Annotated in this window: 15 protein-coding genes; 5 read left to right on the top strand and 10 right to left on the bottom strand. The window is 63.5% G+C overall.

The features are described 5' to 3' along the window. Positions 1-307 precede the first annotated feature (307 nt). Complete coding sequence (locus tag ACVOLQ_RS08730; protein ID WP_049419227.1) at positions 308-694, bottom strand: winged helix-turn-helix transcriptional regulator; 387 nt, start codon at positions 692-694, stop codon at positions 308-310. Between the two features lie 89 nt (positions 695-783). Here ACVOLQ_RS08730 and ACVOLQ_RS08725 point away from each other — a divergent pair, with 89 nt between their 5' ends. Then, a complete protein-coding gene (locus ACVOLQ_RS08725) occupies positions 784-1,191 on the top strand; it encodes a YybH family protein (RefSeq protein ID WP_023093931.1) in 408 nt (135 codons plus the stop codon). Between the two features lie 96 nt (positions 1,192-1,287). Here ACVOLQ_RS08725 and ACVOLQ_RS08720 read toward each other — a convergent pair whose 3' ends face one another. The 3 genes from ACVOLQ_RS08720 to ACVOLQ_RS08710 all read right to left on the bottom strand — a co-directional run bounded on the left by ACVOLQ_RS08720 (position 1,288) and on the right by ACVOLQ_RS08710 (position 4,536). Further along, the gene (locus tag ACVOLQ_RS08720; protein ID WP_023093930.1) at positions 1,288-1,497 is read right to left on the bottom strand and encodes a hypothetical protein; all 210 of its coding nucleotides are present in this window, start codon (positions 1,495-1,497) and stop codon (positions 1,288-1,290) included. 59 nt (positions 1,498-1,556) lie between these two features. Beyond that, positions 1,557-3,626: a ParB/RepB/Spo0J family partition protein gene (locus ACVOLQ_RS08715; RefSeq protein ID WP_023093929.1), complete on the bottom strand. Its 2,070-nt coding sequence runs from the start codon at positions 3,624-3,626 to the stop codon at positions 1,557-1,559. Between the two features lie 79 nt (positions 3,627-3,705). Next, the gene (locus tag ACVOLQ_RS08710) at positions 3,706-4,536 is read right to left on the bottom strand and encodes a DUF932 domain-containing protein (protein WP_023093928.1); all 831 of its coding nucleotides are present in this window, start codon (positions 4,534-4,536) and stop codon (positions 3,706-3,708) included. A 652-nt stretch (positions 4,537-5,188) separates the two neighbouring features. Between ACVOLQ_RS08710 and ACVOLQ_RS08705 the strand changes: the two genes are divergently transcribed. The 3 genes from ACVOLQ_RS08705 to ACVOLQ_RS08695 are packed head-to-tail and all read left to right on the top strand — an operon-like array spanning position 5,189 to position 8,221. Beyond that, positions 5,189-6,688, top strand: a complete 1,500-nt coding sequence (locus ACVOLQ_RS08705; RefSeq protein ID WP_023093927.1) for an MFS transporter — start codon at positions 5,189-5,191, stop codon at positions 6,686-6,688. A gap of 13 nt (positions 6,689-6,701) precedes the next feature. Beyond that, the gene (locus ACVOLQ_RS08700) at positions 6,702-7,277 is read left to right on the top strand and encodes a TetR/AcrR family transcriptional regulator (RefSeq protein WP_023093926.1); all 576 of its coding nucleotides are present in this window, start codon (positions 6,702-6,704) and stop codon (positions 7,275-7,277) included. Further along, a complete protein-coding gene (locus ACVOLQ_RS08695; protein ID WP_023093925.1) occupies positions 7,274-8,221 on the top strand; it encodes a cation diffusion facilitator family transporter in 948 nt (315 codons plus the stop codon). Before ACVOLQ_RS08700 ends, ACVOLQ_RS08695 begins: the two co-directional genes overlap by 4 nt. Before the next feature lie 176 nt (positions 8,222-8,397). On the opposite strand, the gene ACVOLQ_RS08690 is transcribed toward ACVOLQ_RS08695, so the two are convergent. The 4 genes from ACVOLQ_RS08690 to ACVOLQ_RS08675 form a co-directional block, all read right to left on the bottom strand. Further along, positions 8,398-8,907, bottom strand: a complete 510-nt coding sequence (locus ACVOLQ_RS08690) for a JAB domain-containing protein (protein ID WP_023093924.1) — start codon at positions 8,905-8,907, stop codon at positions 8,398-8,400. A gap of 333 nt (positions 8,908-9,240) precedes the next feature. Next, a complete protein-coding gene (locus tag ACVOLQ_RS08685; RefSeq protein WP_023093923.1) occupies positions 9,241-10,305 on the bottom strand; it encodes a PDDEXK nuclease domain-containing protein in 1,065 nt (354 codons plus the stop codon). Next, positions 10,302-11,501, bottom strand: coding sequence for a tyrosine-type recombinase/integrase (locus ACVOLQ_RS08680; protein WP_023093922.1), 1,200 nt, complete (start codon positions 11,499-11,501; stop codon positions 10,302-10,304). Before ACVOLQ_RS08680 ends, ACVOLQ_RS08685 begins: the two co-directional genes overlap by 4 nt. Positions 11,502-11,747: 246 nt before the next feature. Further along, positions 11,748-12,461 (bottom strand): response regulator transcription factor, encoded by a 714-nt coding sequence (locus tag ACVOLQ_RS08675; protein WP_057630720.1) that lies wholly within the window; start codon positions 12,459-12,461, stop codon positions 11,748-11,750. A 163-nt stretch (positions 12,462-12,624) separates the two neighbouring features. On the opposite strand from ACVOLQ_RS08675, the gene ACVOLQ_RS08670 reads away from it, so the two are divergent. After that, the gene (locus tag ACVOLQ_RS08670) at positions 12,625-12,978 is read left to right on the top strand and encodes a DMT family protein (protein ID WP_313494765.1); all 354 of its coding nucleotides are present in this window, start codon (positions 12,625-12,627) and stop codon (positions 12,976-12,978) included. Positions 12,979-13,216: 238 nt separating this feature from the next. On the opposite strand, the gene ACVOLQ_RS08665 is transcribed toward ACVOLQ_RS08670, so the two are convergent. Next, the gene (locus ACVOLQ_RS08665; protein ID WP_481527730.1) at positions 13,217-14,143 is read right to left on the bottom strand and encodes a DUF6607 family protein; all 927 of its coding nucleotides are present in this window, start codon (positions 14,141-14,143) and stop codon (positions 13,217-13,219) included. Positions 14,144-14,233: 90 nt separating this feature from the next. Further along, complete coding sequence (locus tag ACVOLQ_RS08660) at positions 14,234-16,438, bottom strand: TonB-dependent hemoglobin/transferrin/lactoferrin family receptor (RefSeq protein WP_481527729.1); 2,205 nt, start codon at positions 16,436-16,438, stop codon at positions 14,234-14,236. Between the last annotated feature and the right edge of the window lie 60 nt (positions 16,439-16,498).

The following is a 16,498-nucleotide window of genomic DNA, read 5'->3' as shown; positions in this document are numbered from 1 at the left end:
GGCCGGGCGGTGTGTCGGTGAACCGTCCTTCATGACGTACAGGCGACGAACCGCCAGCGTCGAGGACGGCACGCTTTTGCACAACCTGCCGCAGCAAGCCGGGGCGTAGGCCCGCACAAGTCCCGCCCTTTGCGGCGGGGCGCTGCCTTCCACGCAAGCGGAGCGCGCAGCGCCATAGGCGCGAAGGCGTGAGGGATTGAAGCCGAATGGCCGTGACGGCGAAGTCGGCACGGGGCGCAGCCCGCAAAGCCCGACGGCGCACCGCGCCGACACGCCCATCAGCGAGATGCGAAGGCTTCCCTGCGCGTCAGGGAAGTGCTGGTTCTGCCGGTGGCCAGCCGCTGCCAGCGACCGCGCCTTGATCGAACTGACAAGACCAAATCTCCAACTGATCGAGAATATGCAGCAACGCCTTCCCCGAGTGCGTCAGGCCATAGGCCACTTCTCTTGGGAACACCGGCATGGTGCAACGCTCAAGCAAGCCCCGGCCTTCCAACCCCTGCAAGCGTTCGGACAACACCTTGGGCGATACGCCGGGAAGAGCGGCCGCAAGTTCGCTGTGCCGCCTCTTGCCCTCTTGCAGATGCCATAGCACAAGGGCATTCCAGCGATGACCGAGAAAGGCCAGCAAGTCCTCCACCGGACATTCCGATGGCCGGCGCGGCGTGGGCGGCTCCAGTGTGTGTTCGCTCATTGGGCGTGTTCCGTTCTGTTCTTTCCGTTTGGTGAGTTCAATCCACTCCATCCATCATCGCCCGCTTCGACATCAATGGAAACGCCATCATGACATTCGACGTCACATCGCCCGAGCGCATGAACGCCACGTTCGCCAACGCATTCAACAGCCGCAACGTAGGCAATCTGCTCGCACTGTACGAGCCGGGGGCCGTATTGCGCACCAATGGGGGCAACACGAATCTGACGGGCCTTGAAGCTATTGAGGGTGCGTTGACGCAACTTCTCCAAGTGCCGGGCCGGATGGCTTCGCACAACAATTTCTGCATCCTTCATGGCGATCTGGCCCTGCTTCGCGCGGACTGGGAGCTGACCGCCGACGATGGCGCTGTGGTCGCATCGGGAAGTTCTGCCGAACTGGTGCGTATGCAGCCGGATGGTCGTTGGCTCTATGTCATAGACCATGCCGTTGGCGCGGGCCTTCCACGCACTCCGGCTGCGGGTGGAGCGAAGTAGCGGCAGGCTTTGAACACTGGGCGCGGCCACCGCCGCGCCCGGATTTGCATTTTACCGCGCCCAGGACGGCACGGCCTGGGCGCGGTGCTGATCGGGTTACTCCTTCGTCTCGACAATCCACCACACGGCACACGGCAAGGCGCGGCCTGTGATGGGGTGAATGTCTGTCAGGTCGGCGCGGGCCGTCCAGCCGTGAGGCGGACGGTAGCCGCGCACGTCGCCATCGCCATGCCAGCGGCGGGCGCGTACCGTGCCGGGGGCATAGGTTGCGCCCATGCGTGGGCGGCTCGTATGGGTGTGGGTCATGGTCGGCATCCTCGACGTGAAGCGCCCCGGTCGGAACCGGGGCGCTTATCGGGACAGGGTCACGCAGCCAATGCCTCGGCCGGTTCATCGGTCATGGCGGCGGTGTCCGTGGTGTCGGGTTCCGCATCCGTCGCCACGTCCTGCGCCGCCTGCTGCTCCGGGGCTTCGGCGGCGAAGATGGCGAGCATCCAGCCGGTGCCGTCCGCCAGCCGCTCGGCTTCGCTGGCAATGTCGGCCTTCTTCAACTTCGCCAGCCGGGTGACGTGCGCCGGGGCGTACTGCTCTATGGCTTCCAGAATCGCGGCCTTCGGCACATGCCGGAAATAACCCTCATTGGTGGGCTTCCACCATGCGGCCATGTCCAGCCCCACGGCCTGCGCCAGTTCCGCGCCCGGTTGCTGCTGCGTGGCGCGGGGTGTCACCACGTCCACCGTGACGGCCACGCATACCGCCAGCAGCCGCACCAGTTCATCTTGCGACTTCGCCAGCAGCACGGCGAACAGTTCGGCACTGTCCTCCGGCAAGGCTTCGCCTGCCACCTGCTGCAACTCGCGCAGCGCCACAGCAGCGGGCGAATCCGGTATGTCCGGGGCCAAGCCTTCCAGCCGGTCTTTCACGGTCAGGCGCACGCCCAGCGGCAGGTCGTGGCCGTAGTGGCTTCCCTGCAGGACGGTCTGCACCATGCCATGCACCAGTGCGGCCAGCGCCACTTGCGGATGCCGGGCGACTTCGACTTGCAGCGCGACGGTGCGGTGGGCGCTCAACCGCTGCGCCAGCTTGTCGGACATGGCTGCAGTCTTGGGCTGCGCGTCGCTGTCTCCGTCCTCGCCTTCATCGTCGTTCTCGGCTTCCGTGCCGCCGAAACCCTGCCGCAGCCTTTCCAGCGTGCGCAGCGCCTTGGCTTCGGCCTCGCGCATCAGCCCGCGATGAATCACGGCCTGCCCGTTGCGGTCGATGGTGACGATGGCACCGGCTGCGGCCTTCACGGTCGGGCTGTAGTCCTGCAAGCCATCTTCCAGCGCCTGCAATTGCTCGCCCACGGCTTCGCCTTCTTCCTGCAAGGCGTCGGCCTTTTCCTCGTCGTCGGCGTCCAGCGCGTCATCCACGGCTGCGGCCAGTTCCTGCATCTTGGATTGCAGCTTCTCGATGCGCTGCGCTTCGCGCTTGGTCGGTTCGCGCCGTTCCCTCGGCGCACGCTGGAAAGCGTGCAGGTCAGCATGGGTCACGGCGGGCGTGGCATCCACCCACGCCCAGCCTTCGGCCTTCACCTCGGCGGCGATGCCCGCCAGCCGGTCTTGTGCCAGCCGTTCCAGCAGCGCGGCATCGGTCAGATACACGCCCGCGTCACCTTCGGCGAACAGGTCACGGCGCACGCCACCGCCTGCGGCTTCGTAGGTGTCCAGCCCGACGAAGCGCACCAGCGGATGCCGGTAGGCGTCAATCTCGCGCTCGGTGAGGCGGTCGCGCAGCGCGGACGGCTGGCGCTGCCACGTCGGCGCGTCGTAGAAGGCGGTTTCCTGCGCGGCGTGGTCGTCGGTGATGGCAAGGGCCATCAACTGGTCAAGGTTCACGGCATCGGCCCGATAGTCGGCCATCAGGCGCGGCGAGACATTGGCGAGTTTCAGGCGGCGTTGCACCACCAGCGGCGTGACGGAAAAATCCGCTGCAATGTCCTCGATGGGTCGGCCTTCGGCCACCAGCGCGGCAAACGCCTCGAACTGGTCTGCCGGGTGCATCGCTTCGCGCTGCACGTTCTCGGTGAGGCTCGCGGTTCGGGCCGTACCATCGGCCACCAGCAGGCAAGGCACCTCCCATTCCTTGCTGATGCGGTGCTTCTTCGCCAGCAGCTTGAGGGCTGCGAGGCGACGGCCACCGGCCACGACTTCGTAATGCTCGCCATCGGCGGCGGCAATCACGATCAGGTTTTGCAGCAGGCCCACGCGCTGGATGGATGCGGCCAGTTCGGGGATGGACATGCGCGGGGTCTTGCGCACGTTGCGGCCCGTGGGGCGCAACACCAGCCGCGACAGCGGAACCAGTATCAGGTTCTTGGTCGGGTCGGCGGCTTCCAGCGGGACAGCGGCGGCGGCATTGACGGCGCGGGCTTCGGTGTAGGTGACGGCGTTCATGGTGATAACTCCTAACGGTTCAGGGATGCAGCAGCGAGGGATGCGGCAAGGGCTGCTGCCTGCCCTGCCGCGTGGGGAATCAGGCTTTCAACTGGCGCAGGCCATCGGCCAGCATCCAGAGGGCGCGATTGAGGCGCACATCGGAATCAATGCCCTGCACGGGGCGGGTCTGCTGGCGGCGTCCGTTGGCGCTGCGGCCATGCAATCCGCCTTTGGTCAGGTTTTCTTGCGTGCGGTTGAACACGCTCCACAAGTCCGGGCGGCGGTCGTCGAACCGGCGCGGCATCAGGATTTGCGATTCGGTGATGGGCGCGGGCTTGTTGTCGGTGGGGTCGTACTTGAGGGCCAGCGCGGCGCGGGCGAATACTTCGGCCTCGCCTTCGTCCAGCGTGATCGCGCGCATGGCATCGCGGGAATCCTTCACCCGGTCGAAGCCGCGCAAGACTTCGTAAGCGCCTTCGATGACATGCCCGGAAACGTCGCCCTTGTGGGGTACGCGCACATCGGCCACGGTGTCGCCACACACCAGCCCATTGCTGCACACGAACCGGAACATGCCTGCGAGCATTTGATAGCTGCTCGTGCCATCGTGCGAGTTCAACAACACGATTTCATTGGCCTCCGCGCCGTTGATCTGGCTGGCGTGGCGCAGGCGCAGCATGTGTTTCGTATGCTCGCGCTTGCCTTCATCGCGCACGCGGGTTTGCGTCACCATGAAGGGCTGGAACCCTTCTTTGCGAAGCTCGGCCAGCACGGCGGCGGTGGGGATATAGGCGTACCGCTGCGAACGGCTTTCATGCGGCGCGTCCGCGAAGATGGACGGCGCTACCCGGTGAATCTGGTCATCGGTCAGCGGGTAGTCGCTGCGCAGCGAGGGGGAACGGGAAGCGAAACGGGATGCGAGTTGCATGGTCTTTCTCCTGACAAAAAGGGTTTGCTGTTCAAGCCGCACACCGGATTCCTAGATTCGGAGCCCAGCCTTTCGGCTGTTCTGTGCGGTTGGCACGAGGAACCCGGTTGGCCCTGTTGCCACCGTCTTTCCTGAGTTCATCGCCCGCGGCCAAAGGAGCGCGCGGACGGGGGCCGTCAAGGAGACAAGCGCAGGGTTGGTGCGGCCCGCAGGCGCAGCCGAGGACACGGCCCTGCGCGCCTTGACGGCACACGGGAGCGGGCTACGGTCGCGGAGAAGGTGATGAAGTCAGGGGAGACGGCTGGACATGGCAACGGCCGCCTCGATGTGCCGAACCGCACGCAAGCGAAGCGCGCAGGCCCGAAGCTGGAAGCCGGGCCGAAGGCGTCAGCCGAGCGGAGCGAGGGAACGATGGAAGCCCGTCAGGGGCGAAACCCCGAAGGGGGTTCGATGCGCAGCACGACAGCGCGACCGGCCATGCTTAATGGCCAGAGACGCTAATGAAGCGGTAGTTTGAATTCTTGTTTTTCACAATAACTATACAAGTCATCCTGTATAGTTATAATTCCTATACTCTCCGCCAATGCACCTGCGGGAGCCCTGCCGCATCAGTTCGCGGCCGCTTGTAACCAGCCCAGGAGCCTGCTTGCCTATGATTCCCTCCAAATCCCAGCGCTGGTCCCTGCTGGTAACCGTCGCCGCCGGCCTTCTCCTGGTGACCTTGGACAACTCGGTGCTTTACACGGCGCTGCCAACGCTGACCCACGAGCTGCACGCCAGCGCCACGCAAGGGCTATGGATCATTAACGCCTATCCGCTGGTTATGGCAGGCCTGCTGCTAGGCACGGGCACGCTTGGCGACCGCATCGGCCATCGGCGCATGTTCCTGTTCGGCCTGGTGATTTTTGGCGTTGCATCCCTGGCCGCAGCGTTTTCACCGACTGCTTCGCTGCTGATCGCCGCACGGGCATTCCTTGCGGTGGGTGCGGCGGCCATGATGCCGGCAACCCTGGCGCTGATCCGCATCACCTTCGACAACGAGCGCGAACGCAATATCGCCATCGCCGTATGGGGCAGTCTGTCGGTAGTGGGCGCTGCGCTCGGCCCGATCATCGGAGGCCTGCTGCTGTCGCATTTCTGGTGGGGTTCGGTGTTCCTGCTCAACGTGCCGGTGGTCGTGCTGGCCTTCATCGGCACCCTGGCGTTCGCGCCCAAAGGAACGGTAGAGAGCGACAAACCCTGGGATCTGTGGTCCTCGATCCTGGCTCTGTTGACCCTGTCCGGCCTCGTCGTCGCCATCAAGGAAGTCGCGCACGCCGGACCCTCGTGGCCGTTGGCAGGCGCTGCGCTGGCAGTCGCCGCCGCAGGCGGTTGGCTATTTGTCCGGCGGCAGGCGCGTCTGCGCTCGCCGCTGCTTGATTTCAAGATCTTCCGCAAGCCTGCTTTCAGCGCGGGTGTGCTGGCTGCCGCGTTCGCGATGTTCACCATCGGCGGCATGCAGCTGGTGACCACCCAACGCTTCCAACTGGTCGCTGGCTTCACGCCGCTGCAGGCCGGTTTGCTGGTCTCGGCAGTGGCGATAGGATCGCTGCCTACGGCCTTGCTGGGCGGGGCTTTCCTTCACCGGCTGGGATTGCGGGTTCTCATCGCCGGCGGACTGGCGGCGGGTGCCATTGGCGCACTCGCCACCACAGCCGGCCTTCACCTGGGCCTGGGGTGGCTGGTAGCCGGGATGGTTCTCAATGGCGCAGGCCTTGGCGCTGTGATGGCAGTGGCCTCCAGCGCCATCGTCGGCAACGTGCCTCCGGCCCAAGCGGGCATGGCATCGTCGGTCGAGGAAGTCTCATACGAATTCGGCAGTCTCATCGCCGTGGCCCTGTTGGGAAGCCTGCTGGGGGCGCTTTACTCGATGGGCGTGAGCTTGCCGCCTGACGTCCCCGATGCCGCACGTGCAGGGATTGCCCAGGCGCTGGAGATCGCTCAAGCCAGCGAGCCTGTGAATACCGCGCTGGTCGAGTCCGCATCATCCGCCTTCGATCGAGGCTATCTGGTGGTGTTGTGGGTCATCGCAGGCGTGCAGGCTTTGGGTGCGCTGGTGACTGCCTGGTTGCTACGGCACCACGGGCCGGGCACTGCCACGGCCACCCATTGAAGGAGCGGTGCTCATGCGCCCCAGCAATCGCAGCAAGATCCTCGACGCCGCCATCCGTGTGGTGCATCGCGATGGCGTCACCGGGATTACCTTCGAGTCGGTGGCCGCCGAGGCCGGGCTGACGCGCGGCGGTATGCTCTACCACTTCCCATCCCGCGATGCCTTGCTTTTGGGCATTCACGAACACCTGGCGAACCAGTGGGAGGCACTGCTGGAAAAAGTCGCGGGCAAACCGGCTCATGAGGCCAGCGCGGAAGAGCGCTTCGCGGCCTATGTGCAGGCTTGCGCCCAAGGCAAATCCACCCGAGTCGAACTGCAGCTCATGCTGGAGGGCGCTACCCAGACTGCCCTGGCCGCGCCTTGGTCGGCGGTGCTGTCGCGCTGGATTCCCGCTACCCCGGCACAAGAGGATGTCGTCGCTGCGCTGTGGGTGGTGCGCCTGGCGGCCGACGGCCTGTGGGTTCACCAATCGTTCTCCAACAAAGCGCTGCCCGCGAGCTTGCGCAAACGTATCGGTCGTATGCTTCTGGACATGATTCCAAGGTCTGAGAAGAGCACTCAGGTGTCCAAAGAGGACGCGGACCAATGAAGCGCGTGGACATTGAACCAGGGGCGCAGGCGATGACCCCAGTGGACATTGAACTCAAGGTGCTGCGCCTACCGATCTACACCGGCGCGGTGGTGTCCCTGCTCGCCCTGATCGCAGTGCCGTTCACGGGTTCACAGGCCATCTTGCTTGATGGCTTCTTCAACCTCGTGTACCTCATCACCGGCATCTTCACGTACCGGGTCGGCCGGCTGTTGCGACTCGGCGCCAGTCGACGCTTTCCATTTGGCTACGCGCCGCTGGAACCTCTGGTCAACCTCATCAAGAGCCTGCTGATCGCCGGTGTCTCGATGCTCTCGATTTGGTACGCCGTATCCAGCCTTCTCACGGGCGGAACCGACATTCGCTTCGGGGTCGCGCTGCTCTATGCCTTCGTGTCTGCGGCCGTCACTATTGGTATGGCAGTCTATGTTTGGTTGCGCTACCGTCATCTGCAAAGCCCACTGGTCCAAGGCGACCTGGCTGCGCGTGTCATCGACGCACTGACCGCGTTCGGTGCGTTGCTGGCCTTCGTGATTGCATACCTGTTGCAGGCTTACGGCTACACACAAGCTGCACGTTATGTCGATCCGATTCTGTCGCTTGCCCTGGTCGCCATGACCGTCGGTATTCCCTGGTCGCTGGGTAAGGGGGCCTTGGCCGAACTGCTGTACATGGCACCGCCACCCAGCAAGACGGAGCCGATCGAGGCCACGATCCGGCAGGCCTTGAAAGCTGTGCCCCTGGTTGCGCTGGACATTCGCACCGTACGCATCGGTCGCTCCTGGGAAGTCATGATCCATGCCCAGCTCGGCCCGGATACCGAGATGAACACGCACGCGGCGGATGAGTGTCGCCAGCGCGTGGAGGCCGCGCTGGCTGGCGGGCATGATCAGGTTCGCCCGGTGCTGGTGTTCTCGCACCATGCACCTGAGCCGCTGAGATAGCGCGGGTTCGGTCGCTTCAGGAGTAGGGCTGCTGGATTGTTGGGGCGGCTGCGCTGCCGACTGCGCGTGGCGCTTTGGCAAAGGGGAATTGAGCACAGTCCAGCCTCTAAAGGCCATGCCAACTCCCATCGCCACATCATGCGGGTGAGCAAAAAAAGGGGCCGAAGCCCCTTTTGTCAGATCAGCCCGCGCTCGGCAAACGATGTGGCGTCGGTGCCTGCGACGATGATGTGATCCAGAACGCGCACGTCCACCAGGCCTAATGCCTCCTTCAGCCTCTGGGTCAGTGTCCTGTCGGCACCGCTCGGCTCGGGACTACCGCTCGGGTGGTTGTGCGAAACAATGACCGCCGCCGCGTTGAGCCGCAGCGCCTCCTTGGCCAGCTCGCGCGGATACACCGATGCGCCGTCGATGGTGCCTCGGAACATTTCAGCGTATTCGATCAGCCGATGCTGCGTGTCCATGAACAGCACCGCGAACACTTCATGCTCGAAGCCGGCCAGCTTGGCGCACAGATACTCCTTGACCGCCGCCGGTGAAGTGAACGAAGTACCGCGCTGCATCTTGCGCTCGATGGCGTGGCGCGCGGCCTCCAGAATCTGCTCTGCAGTCGCTAGCAGGTAGCGGCCCTGTGCGTCACGCACCATCAGCGGGGAATCGAACGATGAAAAGGACAGTTGCGACATGATCGTGCTCCGGTTGCTCGGGCGGAATTGCCCGGAACCGTGGAAGCACGGCGCAGCGCAAGCAGTCAGGGGTCGAAAGACGGCCGCCAGGACGCAAGGGCCATCGGCCCGAAGCCCTTGACGGCGAGAACGCCGTGGTACGGTGAAAGGGACAGCAAGACCGCCTACACCCGCCCAATGCACACACTCGCCTTTTTGCAAGCGGAGCGCGCAGGCCCGCCAGGGTCGAAGGCGTCAGGGGTCAAAGCCGGATGGCCGCACTACGGCACGAAGCGCGGGGTGCAGCCCGCGAACCCGACGGCAGCACGCCGGGACGCATGGTTGCTGCTTGGCCTACTCTGTGTCCTGCTTGCGCTGCTCGATCTGCAACCGCGCCCGCTCGGTCGCCTGCTGCAACTTCTCGCCCAGTACCGCGCGTGGCGGCAAGCTGGTCAGGTACTCGGCAACGTGGATGCCCGACTTATCCAGTTCCAGCAACTCGATCTGCTCGCGCTTCTTGCCGGTGCAAAGGATGATCCCCAGCGGCGAGGCTTCTTCCGGCTCCCTCTCGTGCTTGTCCAGCCAGCGCAAGTAAAGCTCCATCTGCCCTTTGTACGCCGCCTTGAACTCGCCTATCTTCAATTCGACGGCCACCAGGCGACGCAGTTTGCGGTTGTAGAAAAGCAGGTCAAGGTGAAAATCATCGTCGTCAACCGGGATGCGCTTCTGCCGGGCGACAAAGGAAAAGCCCGCGCCCAGTTCCAGCAGGAAGGCTTCCATTTCGCGGATGATCGCGGCTTCCAAGTCGCCTTCCTGCCAGGTATCGCGCAATCCCAGGAAGTCGAGGATGTACGGGTCGCGCATGACCAGTGCCGGCGTCATGCGCTGTGCCTCGCGCAGGGCCGCCAGCTCCTGTGCGATGGTTTCCTCCGGCTTTTGGGACAGCGCCGTGCGCTCGTACAGCATCGAGTCGATGCGCTCGCGCAGCGTCCGCACGCTCCAGCGTTCGGCGCTCGCCATCTGCGCGTAGTAGTCCCGCTGGAGCGGGTCTTTCAGCGGAATCAGGGCTATGAAGTGCGTCCAGCTCAATTGTCGTATCAGCGATACGACAATTCGCTCGTCCGGGTAAGCGGCGGCGAACTGCACCATCCGGCGCAGATTTTTGACCGAGAAACTGGTGCCATACTCCTTTACCAGTTGCGCTGCCAAGGTCAGCACGACTTCCTCGCCGTAGTCGGCCCGCCGACCTTCCAAGACCTGCGTATGGATGCGCTGGCCGATGCGCCAGTAGAGCATCGACAGTTCGCTATTCACCGCCGAAGCGGCGCGCTTGCGCGCGGCGTCGATCAATGTCCGAATATCGCCCAGCAGCGCCGTCGGCGCTGTGGGTGCTGCAATGGAGGCTCTGCGTCTGGTCATACCCGTACCTCCGCCGTGTTCCGCGTGCCGGTAATCGCCAATCGCCGGTTCGCCACCAGTTCGGCCGCATCCCGCACCGGCTTGTCTTCGGTATGAACATAGTGCATAAACATCGCCACGGTCTTGTGGCCTGTGAGCTTCATGCCCACCTTGGTTGGTACGCCTGAGTTGGCAATGTCGGTCGTCGCTCGGTGGCGGATGCCATGCGTGCCGACATGCGGCACGCCAGCGACCTTGAGCACGCGCTTCCAGCCGCCATAGTGCTCACCGTGGGTCAGGTGCCGAGTCGGATCGTTTGGCGATGGCAGGACGTAGGGGCAGCCATCCCGGCGCGGTGCGGTGGATAGCAACCGATAGGCTTCTTCACTCATGGGCTTGGATATGCCGCCGGTCTTGCTATCGGGCCACACCACGCGGCGCTTCTCCAGATCAACCCACGCCCATTCGAGCGGGCAGATTTCGGAGCGGCGGGCGGCGAACTCGAATTGCAGGCGGATTGCCAGCGGGATGACGTAGTTTTCCAGTCCTTCCGCCTCCAGCTTCTCCAACTGGCGAAAGATCCGCACCAGTTCATCGTCCACGATAAGCCGGGTTTCCTTGCCGGGTGGGTACATCGGGACGTGGCGGCATGGATTCGTGCCGTCCGGGCGTAGTCCCCACACTTCGGCCAAGTTGAACATCTTGCGCAACACGCCGAAGGTGCGGTTTGCCTCGGCCTGCTTGTAGGCCAGCTTCTTCATCAGAGCGGCCACATCCGGGCGCTTCACGTCCTGCACTTTCATCCGCCCCATGATCGGGATGATGCAACGGTCGATGACGCCCTGATAGCCGCGCTGCGTGCTGGCCTTGTTGCGCTGCTTGGAATAGTCCTCCATGAAGGTGTGGCAAAACTCCTTCATGGTCGGCGCCTTGCGGGCAGCGTTCTTGGCCGCGCTGGGGTCGCCGCCCTTGCGTACCTCAGCCAACCACTCCTGCGCCATCGTGCGCGCCTGATCGACGGTCAGTTCCCCGTACTGGCCTAGGGCGGGCTTGCGGCGCTCACCGGCGTTCGTGCGGTACTGGAGCATGAACACCTTGCGGCCCGCCGGGGTGATCTTGCAAAGGAAGCCCGGCACCACGGTGTCCCGCAGTTCGACGGCCTTGGCCTGGGGTTGTGCCGCATCGACTGCGGACTTGGTGAGCTTGATTTTTGCCATGATGACTCCTCGGAAAGCCCGGATTCCAAGAGCTGCATGGGAGCCACGCGAGGGGAAGCCGGGTCAAGTTTCGGAAAGCACCGGCATATGTTGAACTCGCCTAAGTAATTGATAAACCTGCTGTATCGAGCCTTGGCGTAGTCCAGCGAATTGCCGAGCTGGAGTCATCGTGAAACAAAAAAAACCGCCGCGAACCTTGTCCTGCGGCGGTTTTCCCCTTGCAGGTGCCATTCAAGCCCCTGCAGATCAGCCCATTGACTGACCGATGTCGGCAATCCGGTAACCCGCACTTTGCACGGTATGCAGCAAAGGCCGGTCAAACGGCTTGTCGATGATCTTGCGCAGGTTGTACAGGTGGCTGCGCAAGGTATCCGAATCGGGCAGACCATTGCCCCATATCTCGCGTTCGATCTCCTGGCGGGTCACCACACGCGGTGATTCGCGCATCAGGATGGTGAGCAGGCGCAGTCCGATCGGTGACAGCTGAAGTTCGCTGCCGGCGCGGGTGGCACGCATGCTGACCGGGTCCAGTACCAGATCGGCGACCTTGAGCACTTCGGCCCCCACCTGGCGGCGTTCGCGTCGGATCAAGGCACGCAGCCGGGCCTCCAGCTCCTGGATCGCGAATGGCTTGGTCAGGTAATCGTCGGCGCCGTAACCCAGCCCGGTGAGCTTGTCGTCCAGCGTATCTCGCGCAGTCAGCATCAATACCGGCGTCGACTTGCGTGCCTCGTTACGCAGTCGACGGCATACCTCGATGCCGTCCAGACGTGGCAGCATCAGGTCGAGCACCACGACGTCGTAACTGTTCTCAGCGGCCAGCCGGTAGCCGTCCAGGCCATCAGCTGCATAGTCCACTTCGAAACCCTTGCCTTCCAGATATTCGCCAATCATCTCGGAGATGTTGCGGTTGTCCTCGACGACCAGTACCAACCCGGACGATTCCTTTGTCTGTCGCATGGAGCCTCCTTAGTCTTCAGCTTTGTGAAAGATGCCGCACTCCTGGTGGATGTCGCGTGAAGACGCGATGACGCAACTTGGTAACAAGTGAAACTTATCCGTCACAAGGAAAGAGTCGCCCTTCCGCGCCCTATGCTATCGACCCGCCTGAACGAATCTGGATATGGTCGCCCCATCGTTTACCGCCTACCTGTACCCGGTACTGCTGCTGGTTGCCAGCAACGTATTCATGACCATTGCATGGTATGGCCATCTGAAGTTCAAGACCGCCCCGTTGATGACGGTGATCCTGGTCAGCTGGGGCATCGCCTTCTTCGAGTACTGCCTGCAGGTGCCGGGTAACCGCCTGGGCAGCGCAGTGTATTCGGCGCCGCAGCTCAAGGGCATGCAGGAAGTGATTACCCTGGTGGTGTTCGCGGTGTTCTCTGCCACCTACCTGGGGCAACCGCTGAAGTGGAACCACTGGGCGGCGTTCGCGCTGATCGTGGTGGCTGCACTGCTGATGTTCAAGGAATAGGCCGCAAGCCTGTAGGAGCGGCGTCAGCCGCGAAGCTGGCTTCAGTGCAATCACGGTCATGCCCGCGACCTGATGGACCCTCAGCTTCGCGGCTGACACCGCTCCTACCGCTCTGCTCCCTCCCTTTGGCGGAGCCAAGGGGAGGGTTGGGGAGGGGTGAGCTCTTACCCCTGATGTTGCAGTAGCTTCGCGGCTAACGCCGCTCCCACAGAACCAAACAAAGCCGGGCAAGGCCAACTTACCTGGCGGCTTCCACATACTTGGCGAACACCGCATCGATCTTGCCGGTATCCAGCGCCGCGCCACCCTGTATTTCCTCGGCCTGCTGGAACAGCGGCATGATCATCGCCATGCCATCAAGCTTGGTCTTCAGGTGCACGCCCGGTGCCTTGCCGAGGAAGCCGTCCCAGCGCTGGCGTACCTGTGCCCAGAACGGCGCGGTGGCAGTCCAGTAAGTACGCGCCGGGGTGAAATCCACTTGCGTGGTCTTGATGTAGTCATTGAAACCAAACTCGCGCGCGATCTCCACCTGACTGCCATCGACATTGCGCTGCACCTTGGTGTTGAACTGCTCGTGGGTCCAGCCGTTCGGGGTCAGCGTGTGCTGGTTGACCACCGCCAGCGCGTTGTAGTCGCTGCGCTTGGTGTATTCACGACGCGGCAAGGGCCGCCAGCTCAGGTCGCTGGTCCAGGTCGGCACATTGTTGTTGTAGCTCCAGCGGCCGGTACCGCAATAGCGCGGCGCGTCGCTGACTTCGTAGACGCACTGCGTCCACGCCCCCTGGTTCAACGCGGCCGGAATCGGGCGCACCGTCCAGGTCTGGTCGGCGCTGAATTCGAAACGCTGTGCTGCTTCATAGACCCAGTCCTGGCGCCAGTGCTTGGTGACATGCCCGCTCTTGGTATCCACCAGCAGGTGCTGCAGCACGATGCGCTGCGGGCTGTCCTCAACCACGATCACCACTTCGTCACCACCGCTGCGCATCGCCGACGCACGTTCGTAGCCGGGCTTGAGCAGCACGGTCTCATCGAAGGCAAAGTCCACCGTGTACTCACCCTGCATCTTCAGGATGCTGTCGTGGTCACGGGCGATATCGGCAGGGGCGGCGCTGGCGGCGGTGCTGGCAAAAATCAACAGCGGCAGGCTGGCACAAAGCAGCTTCATGGGTGTTCCTTGTGTGGATGAAAGGGATGGCCATCCGTGGCCGCGACGCGCTCCTTCGCCGGCTCCTGGAGGAACCGCTAACGTCGTTGCTTACCAGGACACCGAGACGCTGGCTGAAACGGTGCGCCCCGGGTTGCTGAAGCGGTCGATCACGCTGCTGTTGCCAGCCAGCGTCGAGGTGATGCTCGACCAGTCGATGTAGTTGCGATCGGCCAGGTTGAATACGCCGACATTGAACTTGGCACCCGGTGCGAAGTCCCAATGCGCCATCAGGTCGAGCACGCCATAGCCAGCCGGGCGGTAAGCCGTGGCTGCAGCGACGCGATCCTTGCGGCGGGCAAAGCTACCTGCAAGTTCCACGCCCCACGCGTCGCGGTCGTACATCAGGCCGACGGTGCCGCGCAGCGGGTCCACCGAATCCAGCGGCGTATCGGCGGTACGGTTCTGCCCATGCGCCCATGCCACTGCGCTGCGCAGACCCCAGCCCTTCAAGGCATCACTGAGCTCGCCGAAGTCGACGCCGGCTTTCAGTTCGGCACCGTAGATGCGCGCATCGGCGATGTTCTGCGACTGGAACACCATCAGACCCTGCGCATTGACGCCCACATAGCGCTGCGATTCGATGAAGTCGCGGTAGTCGTTCCAGTAACCACTGACGCTCATGTAAGCGGCAGGGCTGACATAGCGCACGCCCAGTTCGACGCCATTGCTGGTTTCCGGCTTCAGGTCCGGGTTGGGAATGGCGGTGTAGCCGAACATCAGGTTGGTGAAGCCAAGGTTGACGTCGTTGTAAGGCGGTGAACGGAAACCATGCGCATAGCCGGCGAACACCGACCACTGGTCATCGAAGCGCCACACCACACCCAGCTTCGGCGAAACGCTGGTCTTGGTCAGGGAGGCCACTGCCATGTCCGGATTGTCTTCACTGAAGATGCTGTCCAGCTCTGGCTTGAGCCGGTAATGGTCCACGCGCAGGCCGGGCACCACCGACAGACGGCCATCGGCCAGGCGCATTTCGTCCTGCAGGTACAGACCGAGTTCGGTGGTCTTGCTGATCGGGAAATCGCGCACCGGGAAGTTGTCCGGCGAGATGTTGGAGCTGACCGTGCCGTTGGCCAGCACCTGGTAGCCATCGCGCTTCTGGCGGATGTCGGTCTGGGCGCCATCGAAGCCCCAGGTCAGCGCGTGCTCGACCGAGCCGGTATGCAAGGCCTTGTTGAACTGCAGCTGCGCGCCGTACACGAGCTGATCGAAATGGAAGGCGCGATGGCGACGGCTGCCGTTGGTACGGCCTTCGTTGGTGACCTGTTTGGTTTCGCTGTTCTGGCGATAGACCTGCCAGTTCAGGCTATCGGCAAACGCCGCGTCCAGCGCATCCATTTCATGGACAAAGGACAGACGGGTACGGTTCTGGGTGTCGTGCGCGGTCATGTCGGTGGTGGTACGAGACGCGGCGACGGGGTGCTTGTCGTTGACCGAGGAGAACACGTCGGTATCGGTGCTGTCTTCATTGCCTTCCACGGTCAGGCGGAAGCGCTGGCTTTCGTCCGGCGCATAGACCAGCTTGGCCAGCACACTGCGACCATCGCGTTCCTGCGGGTTCGGCGCGGTGCGGGTGTAGTCCCTGCTGCGCACGTCCCCCTTGTTGACCGTCTCCTGGCCCTGGTGGTGGTTGACGTTGAGCATGCCGCTCCAACGCTCACCGCCCCAGGCTGCGGTTGCACCGGCCAACAGGCCCTTCCACTCGCCGTCATAGCCGAACTTCAGGCCGACATGGCTGTCCTTGCCGTCCTTCAGATAGTCGGCAGGATCCTTGGTGACGAAGGCCACCACGCCACCAAGTGCATCGGAGCCATACAGCGAACTGGCCGGGCCGCGCACGATTTCCACGCGCTTGAGCGTCTCCAGATCGGTGAAGTTGCGGTTGCTGTTGGCGAAACTGCCGATGTTGAAGCTCTTCGGCATGGCAATGCCGTCGGTCTGGATCAGCACGCGGTTGGCGTCCAGGCCACGAATGCGGAAGCCACCCAGGCCGAAACGGGTAGCGCTGCGGGTGACCGACACGCCCGGCTCGTAGCGCACCAGATCGGCGATGTCATTGGCCAACTGCTTGTCCAACTGCTCGCGATCAATCACATCGACCGTGGCGGCGACATCGCTGATGGCACGTTCGGTACGGGTGGCGGTGACCTGTACGCGGTCGAATTCATGCACAGCCGGCAAGGCCGCATTTTCAGCATGCGCGGAAGACAGCACCGCCCACAGGGCAGCACTCAGAACAGTTGGACGGATCATGGAGGCCTGGAATCGTCAGGTGAACAAAACCCCTGGCAGGCAGCCGGGTTGCCTGGACAA

It is taken from the genome of Stenotrophomonas sp. STEN031 (assembly GCF_056759975.1).
Note: the sequence above shows the minus strand (reverse complement) of the source record. Positions and strands in the feature narration are given on the sequence as shown.